General features: G+C 44.9%; 12 protein-coding genes. 6 read left to right on the top strand and 6 right to left on the bottom strand.

The features are described from left to right. Positions 1–182 precede the first annotated feature (182 nt). Positions 183–437, top strand: coding sequence for a DUF3622 domain-containing protein (locus tag HW45_RS15235; RefSeq protein ID WP_038227917.1), 255 nt, complete (start codon positions 183–185; stop codon positions 435–437). A gap of 48 nt (positions 438–485) precedes the next feature. Here HW45_RS15235 and HW45_RS15230 read toward each other — a convergent pair whose 3' ends face one another. The 3 genes from HW45_RS15230 to tsaA all read right to left on the bottom strand — a co-directional run bounded on the left by HW45_RS15230 (position 486) and on the right by tsaA (position 3,824). Next, a complete protein-coding gene (locus HW45_RS15230; protein ID WP_038227915.1) occupies positions 486–1,172 on the bottom strand; it encodes a tellurite resistance TerB family protein in 687 nt (228 codons plus the stop codon). A 147-nt stretch (positions 1,173–1,319) separates the two neighbouring features. Then, positions 1,320–3,035 carry a proline--tRNA ligase gene (locus tag HW45_RS15225; protein ID WP_006072485.1) on the bottom strand — a complete coding sequence of 572 codons (1,716 nt, stop codon included), beginning with the start codon at positions 3,033–3,035 and terminating at the stop codon, positions 1,320–1,322. Between the two features lie 90 nt (positions 3,036–3,125). After that, on the bottom strand, positions 3,126–3,824 hold the full coding sequence (gene tsaA / locus HW45_RS15220; protein ID WP_038227913.1) for a tRNA (N6-threonylcarbamoyladenosine(37)-N6)-methyltransferase TrmO: 699 nt from the start codon (positions 3,822–3,824) through the stop codon (positions 3,126–3,128). Positions 3,825–4,172: 348 nt separating this feature from the next. On the opposite strand from tsaA, the gene HW45_RS15215 reads away from it, so the two are divergent. Beyond that, positions 4,173–5,759, top strand: coding sequence for an AbgT family transporter (locus tag HW45_RS15215; RefSeq protein WP_006072482.1), 1,587 nt, complete (start codon positions 4,173–4,175; stop codon positions 5,757–5,759). 47 nt (positions 5,760–5,806) lie between these two features. Here the strand turns inward: HW45_RS15215 and HW45_RS15210 are convergent, their stop codons facing one another. From HW45_RS15210 to map, 3 genes are all read right to left on the bottom strand, one after another. Continuing rightward, a complete protein-coding gene (locus tag HW45_RS15210) occupies positions 5,807–6,190 on the bottom strand; it encodes a DUF3461 family protein (protein WP_006072480.1) in 384 nt (127 codons plus the stop codon). A 181-nt stretch (positions 6,191–6,371) separates the two neighbouring features. After that, positions 6,372–8,996 (bottom strand): bifunctional uridylyltransferase/uridylyl-removing protein GlnD, encoded by a 2,625-nt coding sequence (gene glnD, locus HW45_RS15205; RefSeq protein WP_038227912.1) that lies wholly within the window; start codon positions 8,994–8,996, stop codon positions 6,372–6,374. Between the two features lie 110 nt (positions 8,997–9,106). Beyond that, positions 9,107–9,985, bottom strand: a complete 879-nt coding sequence (map, locus tag HW45_RS15200; RefSeq protein ID WP_038227910.1) for a type I methionyl aminopeptidase — start codon at positions 9,983–9,985, stop codon at positions 9,107–9,109. 370 nt (positions 9,986–10,355) lie between these two features. Here map and rpsB point away from each other — a divergent pair, with 370 nt between their 5' ends. The 4 genes from rpsB (at position 10,356) to frr (ending at position 13,582) form a co-directional block, all read left to right on the top strand. Beyond that, complete coding sequence (rpsB, locus tag HW45_RS15195; protein WP_006072474.1) at positions 10,356–11,087, top strand: 30S ribosomal protein S2; 732 nt, start codon at positions 10,356–10,358, stop codon at positions 11,085–11,087. 129 nt (positions 11,088–11,216) lie between these two features. Continuing rightward, positions 11,217–12,059, top strand: a complete 843-nt coding sequence (tsf, locus tag HW45_RS15190; RefSeq protein WP_038227908.1) for a translation elongation factor Ts — start codon at positions 11,217–11,219, stop codon at positions 12,057–12,059. A 150-nt stretch (positions 12,060–12,209) separates the two neighbouring features. Continuing rightward, complete coding sequence (gene pyrH, locus HW45_RS15185) at positions 12,210–12,941, top strand: UMP kinase (protein ID WP_038227906.1); 732 nt, start codon at positions 12,210–12,212, stop codon at positions 12,939–12,941. An 83-nt stretch (positions 12,942–13,024) separates the two neighbouring features. Next, positions 13,025–13,582 (top strand): ribosome recycling factor, encoded by a 558-nt coding sequence (gene frr / locus HW45_RS15180; RefSeq protein WP_031494736.1) that lies wholly within the window; start codon positions 13,025–13,027, stop codon positions 13,580–13,582. The last annotated feature ends 61 nt before the right edge of the window (positions 13,583–13,643 follow it).

The raw sequence follows: 13,643 nt of genomic DNA, 5'->3' as shown, positions 1-13,643 counted from the left end.
AACTACCTCAAACGTTACAGCCAAATAGTTAATGAAGTCCTCAGTGGAAACACTGGGGACTTTTTCTTATAAAAACTCTGAGCGTCAGCGCTCGATTTGTGTTCTAATACCGCGCTGGCTTAGGGATGGCTAGCATTACATTGCTGGAATATCCCTTAACAAAGTCTTTAGGAACTACATAAATGTCTGAAAATAAAAAATTTACTATCCGTCTAACGGAAAAGCGTAACGGTTGGTCTGCAGAGATCATTCGTCAAGTAACGTCTCGTCGCACTGTTGTTTCAAAGCGTGAGATGGGTTTTGAGAGTCAAGAGTTGGCTCAAGCTTGGGCGGATAAAGAGCTAGCTGGTTTCATTGAAAACCAAGCAAAGCGCAATGAGCGCAAAGCGGAAGCACGCGCTGCTAAAGCTGCTGCGGCTGTTGTAAGCGAAGAATAAGAATTTATGTACCTAAGGTCGGTTTTAGGCCTTAGGTACCTTGTTACTTTATTGAGTGATTTGCGTATTCAGTTGCGCCACTAACCCCTCTTCTAAACCTAACTGGTTCGCCAGTTCTTTCAAATACGCTTTTTCCATAAAGTTTTGTTCATCCGCGACCAATAGGCTCGCCAAATAGATTTCAGTACCATGCTCGGGAGAGACGGCTAGCTTAGCAATTTCGCTTGGATCGAGAGGTTTTGCCATTTCAGTTTGAACAAGTCGATGTACTGATGCGTCTGCATCTAATCCTGTCAGAGCTTGTTCAATCTTCGCCATTTCTTGCTCATCAATATGACCATCTGCTTTAGCTGCGGCTATCATGGCTTTGAGTACTGACTCATCGTGCTGGTTAGTCTGAGTAAAATTGGCCGGTGTTGATGAATGTGTAACTGTAGTAGCATCGGAGTTTCCTCCGTTATTATTGCTGTAGTCGTTGTAGAGTTTATAGGCTAGAGCTCCAAGCGCTGCTGCACCGCCAACACCTAGGGCTTTCTTACCCATTTTCTTTGTTTTCTTAGAGCCCATCAGCATGCCAAGAATACCACCGCCCACGGCTCCAGCTCCTAACGCCCCCAGAGTTTTTTTGTCACCAAGTGCGTTACTTAAACTGGATGAAGATTGGCTTGCTTTTTGAGTGGCCTGTTTTGCTATATCTGAGCTGAGAGCTTGATTAAGAAGTGCTTTCAAGTCCATCTTGTTCTCCTGATACTTACCGATATAAGTCATAGTAAAAGAGGGAAGATGAACAGAATATGAAGGTAATAAAAAAGGCCGCGTAAGCGGCCTTAAAGATAAAATTTAGCTCGTCTGGCGTAGAGGGCCAGTCGCGATAACGCAGTATTACGCTAGCTGCGAAGTAACGTGCGCTACGATTTGTTCCATGGCAACTGGAGTCTTATCACCAGTGCGACGGTTCTTATATTCGAAGTTACCTTCATCCATGCTACGGTCGCCAATAACGATCGTATGAGGAATACCGATAAGTTCGATGTCAGAGAACATTACGCCTGGACGTTCTTTTCGGTCATCGAACAGAACTTCGATACCAGCAGCAGTTAGTTCAGCGTATAGCTTTTCAGCTGCTTCTTTAACGCGCTCAGATTTGTGCATGTTCATAGGAACTATAGCTACTTGGAATGGAGCAATCGCATCTGGCCAAATAATGCCGTATTTGTCGTTGTTTTGCTCAATTGCAGAAGCAACTACACGAGAAACACCGATACCGTAGCAACCCATCTCTAGAATAGTATTCTTACCATCTGGACCAAGTACACCACAGTTCATTTTCTCTGAGTAGTTTTTGCCAAGCTGGAAGATGTGACCAACTTCGATACCACGCTTAAGCTGGATAGTACCTTGACCACATGGGCTAGGGTCACCTTCAACAACATTACGTAGATCTTCAACTTTGCCTAACTCTACATCGCGGCCCCAGTTGATGCCAAAGTAGTGTTTGTCATCAATGTTTGCGCCCGCACCGAAGTCACTCATTACTGCAACAGAGCGGTCTACGATAAATGGCAGTTCAAGGCCAACTGGACCAAGAGAACCAGGACCAGCGCCGATAGCAGCGCGAATCTCTTCTTCAGTCGCCATTTCTAGCGGTGAAGCGATTTCAGCCAGTTTCTCTGCTTTGATCTCGTTAAGCTCGTGGTCGCCACGAATGATCAATCCAACAAGTGGAGCATCGATCTCTTCAGAGGCTTTTACAAACAGTGTTTTGACGGTCTTTTCGATTGGTAGATCGAACTGTTCTACAAGTTCAGCAATAGTTTTGGCATTTGGTGTATCAACCAATGTCATCTCTTGAGTCGGTGCTGCTAGATCCATTGCTGGCGCTACTGCTTCCGCTTTTTCGATGTTAGCTGCGTAGTCAGATTCAGAAGAGAAGGCGATGAGATCTTCACCGCTCTCTGCCAATACATGGAATTCATGTGAACCGTTACCACCGATAGCGCCAGTGTCTGCTAGTACTGGACGGTAATCTAGACCCATGCGATCGAAGGCTTTGCAGTACGCCTCGTGCATCGCTTGGTAAGATTTTTCTAGACCTTCTTTATCGATATCGAAGCTGTATGCATCCATCATCGAGAATTCACGTGCACGCATAACACCGAAACGAGGGCGACGTTCATCACGGAATTTAGTTTGAATCTGATATAGGTTCAGCGGAAGTTGCTTATAAGAGCTTACTTCGTTGCGAACAAGGCTAGTGATAACTTCTTCAGCCGTTGGGCTAAGAACAAACGGACGCGTGTGGCGATCAGTGAAGCGAAGTAGTTCCGCACCCATCTTTTCAGATCGGCCTGTTTCTTCCCATAGTTCAAACGGCTGCACTACGGGCATCAAAGTCTCAACTGCACCTGCATTATCGATCTCTTGGCGAACGATGTTTTCGACTTTACGCAGAACACGTAGACCCGTAGGTAGCCAAGTGTATAAACCTGAAGCTAGTTTACGAATCATACCTGCACGCAGCATTAGCTGGTGACTTACAACTTCTGCGTCGTTTGGTGTCTCCTTCAGAGTAGAAAGAAGATAGTTACTGGTACGCATTTATGGGTATCCGTTCATTATGTTAATAGAGAATTTGGGCAGAAGACCCAAATCGAGTTAAGCCGCTTATGATATCAGCCAATTCGCTTTCTACAAAGAGTCAATGGAAGTTACCAAGGCTAGTTGCGCGATTATTTTGAATTTTACGTTCCAATCGAAGAGTCTGACTCCGTATTCCTTATCATCAACCTTACTTTTTTTGTAAGCAGGTCGGGGATCTTGAGCGAGTACCTCTTTGATGACTTGCGTTTTATAGGCAACCTCCTTGTCCTTAGCAAGTACCTCTAATGCGATGTCTGAAAACGCGACTTCAATCGATTCAGGTTCAGATTCCGCATAGCCACCGATGGCATCAGGGATTGAGTCTGAATAAGGGATATAAGGTTTGATATCGACGATTGGGGTGCCATCTACAAGATCAACACTGCCCACATCAATAAAGACTAGGGAACCTTGCTGACGAATACCTTTCAGTTCAACTGAAGACATTCCGATACCATTGGGACGAAATGTCGCGCGGCTGGCTAATACTCCGACTCGTTCATTGCCTCCTAATCGAGGTGGTCTCACTGTAGGTTTCCAGCCTGCGGCAAGGTTTTGGTCAAAGAGAAACAGCAACCAAAGGTGAGAAAATTGTTCAAGGCCGCGAACGGCTTCCAGACAATTGATGTCACCCTGTAATGCAATTGTTGCGGTGGCGCTTGAGACTAACCGAGGTTGTCTCGGTACAGCAAACTTCTCTTTGTAAGGAGAATGAATGATGCCAATTGGCTCCAATGAGTAAGTCACGAATTGAGTCCTAGTTCACATAAATCACAATCCATCATTTCAGAAGCTGAGTGTGTTTTCAATGATGATTTAGTTGAGCTTTTTTTAGCCCTAATCGGTTGTCGATATTACTAAAAGGTAAATATGTCACGAGATTGTTATTTTTTGTTTTATATTTTTGTCATTATAAGTTGTTGTGTTTTTGCTGAATAGCTGGATGTAAATTGCGAAATATTTACAATTAGCAACATTTTCGGCTTTTAATGTTGAGCTCCCTCACGTACCCTGCGGCTGCTTTTTTACAAAGTTGTCAGGAATCGACCATGGCTTTGTAAAGAATGCTAGGACAAATAAAAAAGGAGGGGACAGATGAGTTCATCTGCCACAATGAAACACAACAAGCCAAAAAAGCCTCTATTTACCCGTTTTCTTGACGCGGTAGAGTACTTGGGGAATCTATTACCCCACCCAATCACACTGTTTGCTATTTTCTGTGTTGCTATCTTAGTTATGTCAGGCATTGCCGGCTACTTTGACGTAGCGGTTGCCGATCCGCGCCCTGAAGGCGCTGCTGGTCGTGCAGCAGACGGTATGATTAAAGTAGTGAGCTTATTGAACGCAGAAGGCTTACAGCTAATCGTGACAAACTTAGTGAAAAACTTCACAGGTTTTGCGCCATTAGGAACCGTTCTTGTCGCTATGCTGGGTGTGGCAATTGCTGAACACTCTGGCATGCTATCTGCCGCAATGCGTGGTCTTGTTATGGGTGCGTCTCAGCGCATGGTAACAGTAACCGTTGTATTTGCAGGTATTATTTCTAACACTGCTTCAGAGCTTGGTTACGTCGTACTTATTCCATTGGCAGCGATGCTGTTCCACTCTCTAGGACGTCACCCTCTAGCAGGTCTTGCAGCAGCGTTTGCTGGTGTATCTGGTGGTTATTCAGCAAACCTATTAATTGGTACTGTGGATCCACTACTATCAGGTATTACTGAAACTGCCGCTCAAATGATCGATCCAAACTATACCGTTGGCCCTGAGGTTAACTGGTACTTTATGTTTGTGTCGACCTTCTTCATTGCGATTACAGGTGCCTTTGTTACCGAAAAAATCGTTGAGCCTAAACTGGGTAAATACAATGAAGAAGAAGCAGCAGAAGATCTTTCTAATGACAGCATGGGTTCACTGACTGCAGTAGAAAAGAAAGGCCTGAAAATGGCAGGTATTGCAGTACTGGTTGTAAGTGCAATCATTGCATCAACTGTTGTTCCTGAAAATGGCGTGCTTCGTACTGCTGATGGTCAGGTTGCAGGTTCTCCGTTCTTGAAGAGTATCGTAGCATTCATCTTTGTCTTCTTCGCGATTCCGGGCTTTGTCTACGGTAAAGTGACTGGCTCTATGAAGAATGACCGTGACGTGATCGATGCGATGTCGAAGTCTATGTCTTCGATGGGTATGTACATTGTATTGGTGTTCTTTGCTGCGCAATTTGTTGCTTTCTTTAAGTGGACAAACTTTGGTCAGGTATTTGCTGTAGCGGGTGCTGACTTCCTACAGACTATCGGTCTAACAGGTCCTGCTCTGTTTTTTGCATTTATCCTAATGTGTGGCTTTATCAACCTAATGATTGGTTCAGCGTCTGCACAGTGGGCAGTAACAGCACCTATCTTTGTTCCAATGCTTATGTTGGTTGGTTATGCTCCTGAAACCATTCAGGCGGCATACCGTATTGGTGATTCAACTACCAACATCATCACACCTATGATGAGCTACTTTGGACTGATTCTGGCAGTGGCAACACGCTATATGAAGAATCTAGGTATTGGTACGCTAATCGCAACTATGTTGCCGTACTCTATCTGTTTCTTGGTAGGTTGGAGTTTACTGTTCTACATCTGGGTATTCTTACTAGGTCTACCAGTAGGTCCAGGTGCAGCAACGTTCTATACGCCTTAATAGATACGCCTATAAAAAATGCTCCCTTAGGGGAGCATTTTTTTTGATTATTTTAACTTTTCTAAATCCGCTTCAATCTCAGCAATTTTGCTAGAAACGACTTTTTCTAAGTGGCGAAGATCGGTGAGGATTTTCTGCTTAACATCGACTTCTGCGACTTCTACAGGTTTGGTTAGTTTATTTAATTCATCAATCACAAGCGTGAGATTGCGGTTAATTTCGGTGACTTCTTTGTAATTGCCACTGCTGCTGTTAACGCGAACATTCTTTACTTGTCTTGGATACTTAAACTTAACGCTTTTGGCGAAGAGCTCGCCCTTTTGTTTATGAAAGTATATCTTCAACACATCCTTGTGCGCTTCTTGTCGTAGTGAGTAACGCTCAATTTGTTTAGGATCGTGAATGCCTAAACCTGTGAGGTTTGGATACATAAGTTACCTCTTATTGCAGTGTGTTTTCTCTACAACTGTAGCAGGCAATTAATGTGGTAGATAGCTGATAATTAGACAAATAAGAGAGAAATGTGGACGAGATCGCTTAAATGATGCGCAATTTTAATTTAGACAACTGGCCACGACGGTGTGGCCAGTCATTATTACTAACAACTATTTGCTAACTAGCAATTTGTTCTGAAATTGTGTCATGTAGTTTTTGTTTTAGCTGGCTCTGTTCCTCTTCAGACAGTCTGCCACCCGTTGCGCTTGTTAAGATAAATAAGTCTTCTGCACGTTCACCAATTGTGGTGATTTTCGCCGCATGTAGATTAACGCCAAGCTGGGCAAACGTCGCTCCCACTTTTGCTAGTAAGCCTGGGGCATCCAAAGCGACCAGTTCCATCAGCGTGCGCTTTTTCCCCTTAGTGGGCAAAAAGTCGACCTGAGTTTTTACATTGAAATGCTTTAGGTTTCTTGGTGCGCGACGCGTTTTCACGCGGGTAGGGCGTCCATCCTCCAAGACATGAACCAAATGTTTGATTACCGCAGAGTGTCGCTCTACATCAATGGCATCACCATGTTGATCAAGCACCATAAAGGTATCAAGGACGAAACCGTCCTTACTGGTCATGATCTGCGCGTCATGCACGTTAAAATTGCGGCGATCGAGTTCTGCAACCACTGTGGCAAACAATGCAGGCTGATCTTGGCAATATACAAAGACTTCAGTGCCGCCACGTGTCGCATTCTTACTCATCAGCACTAGCGGCTTAGTAGGATCATCGGCATTAAGAATATGTTCACTGTGCCAGGCAATCTGCTTATGAGTGTGTCTTAGGAAATAGTCAGCCTTGAATCGTTGCCAAAGTACTTCGATCTCTCGAGCGTTAAAGCCTTGCTTACGTAGAAGCGCTGAAGAGAGTTGTTGATTGTGTCGAATACGGTCACGAACATCGACGGGATTCTCTAGGCCTCTTCTAAGTGCTCGCTGTGTGGAGTAGAAGAGCTCAGCAAGCAAGGTTCGCTTCCAACTGTTCCATAGCTCTGGGTTCGTGGCACAGATATCGGCAACAGTGAGGCAGACTAGATACTCGAGGTATTCTTCATCGCGAACTTTTTTAGCAAATTCGATAATTACATCTGGGTCGTAAATATCACGACGTTGAGCGGTAACCGACATCAAAAGGTGATTTTGAACCAACCAAGAGACCAGTTTGGCTTCCGGTTTAGACAAGCCGTGTTCCATGCAGAAATCATACGCTTCGATAGCGCCGATCTCAGAGTGATCGCCCCCTCGACCTTTACCGATGTCATGAAAAATGGCAGCGAGGATAAGCAGTTCTTTTTTCTGCATACGAGGATAGACCTCGCAGCAAATGGGGTGCTTGGAGTAGTTTTCCTCGATACTAAAGGTGTGGATATGATTCAGCAGGCGGACACTGTGTTCGTCAACGGTGTAGACATGAAACAGGTCAAATTGCATTTGTCCGACGATCTGACTCCACTGGGGCAGGTAGGCCGATAAAACCCCTAGCTTGTGCATCAAGCGAAACGCTCGGTGCAGCGCGTTCGGGTGGCGAACCAGATCCATAAACTTCTCTCTTGCTGCGGGAATGGTGTGCAAAAACTTGTTTAATCGACGTCGAGCAGTACGTAATTGACGCAATGTTGCTGGGCTGACGCCTTCAATACTCGAGTCATTAGCGATATGAATAAACATATCTAAGATGGTTTCTGGCCTAGCTTGAAACAGCGCAGGCTTTCTTGCTTCTATGAGTTTGCCCCTGCGCTGGAAATCATCGTTAATGACGATAGCGTCTTGAATCTTACCTTTATTGACGATGGCTTGATCAAACAGTTTCAACAACATCTTATTCAGTTCAGCGACACGTCGTAGTGTTCGATAGAACTCTTTCATCATCATCTCGACCGCTACGTTGCCTTCACCAACAAAGCCTAAGTTCTCGGCCACTTGAGCTTGATGAGCGAAGGTTAGCCGATTGTCGTAGCGTCGTAGTTCGATGTGTAGTGCAAAGCGCACGCGCCAGAGAAAGTTCTGGCACTCGACGAGTTCTCGGTATTCTGCATCGGTGAGGAAACCAAATCGGCTCATCTCGTACAAGGAAGTAGCCCCAAAGTGGCTGCGCGCTACCCAACTTAGAGTATGGATATCACGCAATCCGCCCGGGGTGGATTTAATATCGGGTTCTAGATTGTAGGTGGTGTCGTGGTACTTGGCGTGACGAGTGCGTTGTTCTTCGATTTTTGCGTGATAAAAGGTTTCTGAGGGCCAAAATTCTTCGGAATCAATCTGGCTCTTAAGTAAGGAAAAGGTGTCTTCGCTGCCACATAGCAAACGCGCCTCTTGAAGATTCGTCGCAACGGTTAAGTCCGACTGGCCGATTTCAAGGCATTCTTGAACGGTTCTTACCGCGTGGCCGACTTCTAATCTCAGATCCCAAAGTAGGGTAATGAATTCACTGATGGTGCTTTCAAGGTTCGCTGGAAGCTTTTTGCGCGAGACCACCAGAATATCGATATCCGATAGCGGGTGCAGCTCGCCGCGACCATATCCACCTACAGCCACTAACGCTAGGCTGGTTTGGTTAGCTAGACCAGTGAACTGCCATAACCGGTTAAGTAGCTGGTCAATGTAATCTGAACGACCTAGGACCAAATCGGTAATAGGGTGGTGATTTAAGAACTCCTGTTTCTGATGTTCAGAAAAGGTTTCTAATTGTGACTTTAACTCGCTGATCGTGAGTTGTTCGTCGCTTAGTGTGGTTGGGCTCTGAAAAGTCATGAGTGCGATCCGTGCAAGCAAAAAAGTTTCTAACTACGGTTATACCAAAATGATTCAGATAAAAAAATATCCCCAGTGTTTGGGGATATTTTTGAATCGAAGCGGAATGGCTAGATATTGTTCATGTGACGAGGAATTGATTCGCCGCTACGTAAGGTCAATACTTCGCAACCTGTTTTGGTTACCACAATCGTATGTTCCCATTGCGCGGAGTTTTTGCCGTCGCCAGTGTAGACTGTCCAGTCGTCTTCTGCGTCAATGCTACAGCCAAATTTACCAGCATTGATCATTGGTTCAATAGTGAACACCATACCTTCTTTTAGTACACGGCGGTCGTTGTTTTTGTAGTGAACCACTTGTGGCTCCTCATGGAACTCAGAACCGATACCGTGGCCACAAAAATCCTTCACGATAGAGAACTTATTACGTGGGTTGTTCTTGTTATTCGTTTTAATGAATTTTTCAATCTCAGTACCGATAGCACCAACTGTGGAACCTGGTTTGACGGTCTTCATGCCCAGATACAGTGCTTCTTGAGCAACCATACATAGGCGCTTATCAGCAGGTGAAACATCACCGACTAAAAACATTTTTGATGTATCGCCGTGATAACCTTCTGGACGAGTGTCTAGTGAGGCATTTTCATCGTTAGGAATAATAACTGTCACGTCCACGTTGACGATATCGCCATTTTTTAGAACAGCCGGTTTTAGTTTACCTGTAGTACCCATTGCGTCTTGTTCTGCTGGGATACCGTGACAAACAATGTGGTTGATCGATGTGCAGATTGATTTTGGATAACCGTGATAATCAAGTGGGGCCGAGTAAGCGCCACGCTCACGAGTGTAATCCGCACAAATTCTATCGAGCTCTTCCGTCGTTACCCCTTCTTTCACGTGAGGTTCGATCATTTCTAAAAGCTCTGCTGCAAGCTTACCTGCGATACGCATTCTTTCGATTTCAGCTTCAGTTTTGATTTTGATAGACATCTGTGTTCTCTGCTTTCTAAATTGACGGGTTATTCTATCAGTGGCGAGATTAAGCGCAACAAGAATAAAACTCGTTTGTAGTTATGTACGTGATTCATTTTAGTTGGGTTTAGTTAAAAACTCACTGCTGTGATGATTGTACTTTGTACATTTATTGCGATTTTTGTAGAAATCAGTGGCCAAATTATGGTATAAAGCGCGCCGGAAACAGGACTTAGTTTCTTCGAATCGGCGAGCTCGGTTTTGTTCCCATTAACTTTAATTTAAATCACACACATTTCGTCACATGTTCCGGGGTGCTTGAGTAATCATTCATACCAAGTCGGATTCATGGGGAATGTGGAGGCCTAACCCCATAGAGGAATTTAAAATGGCAACTGTATCAATGCGCGATATGCTAAAAGCTGGTGTTCACTTCGGTCACCAGACTCGTTACTGGAACCCAAAAATGAAGCCATTCATCTTTGGTGCTCGTAACCGCGTACATATCATCAACCTAGAAAAAACTGTACCAATGTTCAACGATGCACTAGCTGAGCTAGCTAAAATCGGTGAGAAGAAAGGTAAAGTTCTTTTCGTTGGTACTAAGCGCGCTGCATCTGAAGCTGTTAAAGAAGCTGCAATCAACGCTGACCAGTTCTACGTGAACAACCGTTGGTTGGGCGGTATGCTAACGAACTACAAAACTGTTCGTCAGTCTATCAAGCGTCTAAAAGATTTCGAAGCACAAGCTCAAGACGGTACTTTCGAGAAACTAACTAAGAAAGAAGCTCTAATGCGCACTCGCGAAATGGAGAAGCTAGAGAAGTCTCTTGGTGGTATCAAGAACATGGGCGGCCTACCAGACGCTCTATTCGTAATCGACGCTGATCACGAGCACATCGCTGTTAAAGAAGCAAACAACCTAGGTATCCCAGTATTTGCTGTTGTTGATACTAACTCTAACCCAGACGGCGTTGACTACGTTATCCCAGGTAACGACGACGCAATCCGTGCAGTACAGCTTTACCTAAACGCTGCTGCAGACGCGGTTAAAGAAGGTCGCAACAAAGACGTTGCAGCTGTAGCTGACAAAGACGGTTTCGTAGAAGAAGCTGAATAATAGCGGCTCGAAGTCACACTTAGTTTCGAAGACATCTAGTCTTCATATAAACTGAGTTATAGTTAGCATCAGGGGCCGAATGAGAGCCCCTGATTTTTACCCTAATCAGAATCAACTGAGGAATAGAGAATGGCTGTTACTGCTGCTCTAGTTAAAGAACTGCGCGACCGCACTGGCGCAGGCATGATGGAATGTAAGAAAGCGCTTGTTGAAACTAACGGCGACATCGAACTAGCAATCGAAAACATGCGTAAGTCTGGCGCTGCTAAAGCTGCTAAAAAAGCAGGTAACATCGCTGCTGAAGGCGCGATCATCATTAAAGAAGAGAACGGCGTTGCTGCTCTTCTTGAAGTTAACTGCCAAACTGACTTCGTTGCTAAAGATGCAAACTTCACAGCATTTGCTGAGAAAGTAGCTGACGAAGCTCTAGCAACTAAAGCAACTGCTGAAGAGCTAGTAGCTAAGTTCGAAGACGAGCGTGTTACTCTTGTTGCTAAGATCGGTGAAAACATCAACATCCGTCGCGTACAGTACGTTGAAGGCGCTGCTATCGCTACTTACCGTCACGGTGAGAAGATCGGTGTTGTTGTTGCTGGTGAAGGCGACGCAGAAACTCTTAAGCACGTTGCTATGCACGTTGCTGCTTCTCGTCCAGAGTTCGTTAACCCAGAAGACGTACCTGCAGACGTAGTAGAAAAAGAGAAAGCTGTTCAAGTTGAAATCGCTATGAACGAAGGCAAGCCTGCTGAGATCGCTGAGAAGATGGTTGTTGGCCGCATGAAGAAATTCACTGGCGAAATCTCTCTAACTGGTCAAGCGTTCGTAATGGAGCCAAAGAAAACTGTTGGCGAAATCCTTAAAGAGCGTGGCGCATCAGTAGCTACTTTTGTACGTCTAGAAGTTGGTGAAGGCATCGACAAGGGCGAGCAAATGAGCTTCGCTGACGAAGTAGCAGCAGCTCAGAAAGGTTAATCCTTGATGATTTGTTGATGAAAAGACCGTGGCCTTGGCTACGGTCTTTTTACGACTAGGCTATCTGTCATTTTTTAGCCGTCATGAGTTGAGTCTATACTAGTCTCAAGCCATGACCGTTAATCGATAACTCTTTGGAAGGTATACTTCATGACAACGAACCCTAAACCAGCTTATCAACGTATTCTGTTAAAACTTAGTGGTGAAGCGCTACAAGGCGAGGAAGGCTTTGGTATCGATCCAAAAATCCTTGACCGTATGGCACAAGAGGTTAAAGAACTGGTTGAACTGGGTGTTCAAGTTGGTGTAGTCATTGGTGGTGGTAACTTGTTCCGTGGCGCAGGCCTTGCTGAAGCAGGTATGAACCGTGTAGTTGGTGATCACATGGGTATGCTAGCAACGGTTATGAATGGCCTAGCTATGCGTGATGCTCTTCACCGCGCGTATGTGAATGCACGTGTTATGTCTGCTATCCCTCTTAAAGGTGTTTGCGACGATTACAACTGGGCTGATGCTATTCGTGAATTACGTCAAGGCCGCGTGGTGATTTTCTCAGCAGGTACTGGTAACCCATTCTTCACAACGGACTCTGCTGCATGTCTTCGTGGTATCGAAATCGAAGCTGATGTTGTGCTTAAAGCAACAAAAGTAGATGGTGTTTTCACGGCTGATCCAGTGGCTAACCCTGATGCAGTTTTATGTGATAAGCTTTCTTACAGCGCAGTTCTAGAGAAAGAGCTGAAAGTAATGGACTTGGCGGCATTCACATTGGCTCGTGACCATAAGATGCCAATCCGCGTATTCAACATGAATAAGCCAGGTGCATTGCGTCGTGTTGTGATGGGTGAAGCAGAAGGCACACTTATCAGCGACGCAGAATAAGAGTACACTCTTAACCAGAATTATCGAAGGACATAGCCTGAAAGCAGACCGGCTTTCAGGTTACTATTATTTAAGGTGATATTGTGATTAACGAAATCCAACAAGACGCTCAAGAGCGCATGGCAAAAAGTGTTGAAGCACTTAAGAATAACCTAACTAAAATTCGCACAGGTCGTGCACACCCAAGCCTTCTTCAAGGTATCTCTGTTGAATATTACGGTGCGCCAACACCTCTAAACCAAGTAGCAAACGTTATTGCTGAAGACGCGCGTACACTTGCTATTACAGTATTCGATAAAGAGCTTGCGCCTAAAGTTGAAAAAGCGATTCTGACTTCTGACCTTGGTTTAAACCCAATGTCTGCGGGTACGGTTATCCGCGTACCACTTCCACCGCTAACAGAAGAGCGTCGTAAAGACCTAGTGAAGATCGTTCGTGGTGAAGCGGAAGGTGGTCGTGTTGCTATCCGTAATATTCGTCGTGATGCTAACGGTGACTTGAAAGCGCTACTGAAAGATAAAGAAATTTCTGAAGATGAAGATCGTAAAGCACAGGACGAGATTCAAAAGCTTACTGATGCAGCAGTGAAAAATGTTGATGAACTTCTTGCAGCAAAAGAAAAAGAGTTGATGGAAGTCTAATATTTCACCAATCAGTTCTAGTTTGAACGCTGTGCTGACAGCACAGCGTTTTTTTATGCTA

It is taken from the genome of Vibrio sp. ER1A, assembly GCF_000733315.1.
Classification (GTDB): domain Bacteria; phylum Pseudomonadota; class Gammaproteobacteria; order Enterobacterales; family Vibrionaceae; genus Vibrio; species Vibrio mediterranei.
Note: the sequence above shows the minus strand (reverse complement) of the source record. Positions and strands in the feature narration are given on the sequence as shown.

Bases quoted from the DNA above. Each gene is read 5' to 3' on its own strand.
- HW45_RS15235 (WP_038227917.1), top strand. From the start codon at position 183: ATGTCTGAAAATAAAAAATTTACTATCCGTCTAACGGAAAAGCGTAAC.
- HW45_RS15230 (WP_038227915.1), bottom strand. From the start codon at position 1,172: ATGGACTTGAAAGCACTTCTTAATCAAGCTCTCAGCTCAGATATAGCA.
- HW45_RS15225 (WP_006072485.1), bottom strand. From the start codon at position 3,035: ATGCGTACCAGTAACTATCTTCTTTCTACTCTGAAGGAGACACCAAAC.
- HW45_RS15215 (WP_006072482.1), top strand. From the start codon at position 4,173: ATGAGTTCATCTGCCACAATGAAACACAACAAGCCAAAAAAGCCTCTA.
- HW45_RS15210 (WP_006072480.1), bottom strand. From the start codon at position 6,190: ATGTATCCAAACCTCACAGGTTTAGGCATTCACGATCCTAAACAAATT.
- glnD (WP_038227912.1), bottom strand. From the start codon at position 8,996: ATGACTTTTCAGAGCCCAACCACACTAAGCGACGAACAACTCACGATC.
- map (WP_038227910.1), bottom strand. From the start codon at position 9,985: ATGTCTATCAAAATCAAAACTGAAGCTGAAATCGAAAGAATGCGTATC.
- rpsB (WP_006072474.1), top strand. From the start codon at position 10,356: ATGGCAACTGTATCAATGCGCGATATGCTAAAAGCTGGTGTTCACTTC.
- tsf (WP_038227908.1), top strand. From the start codon at position 11,217: ATGGCTGTTACTGCTGCTCTAGTTAAAGAACTGCGCGACCGCACTGGC.
- pyrH (WP_038227906.1), top strand. From the start codon at position 12,210: ATGACAACGAACCCTAAACCAGCTTATCAACGTATTCTGTTAAAACTT.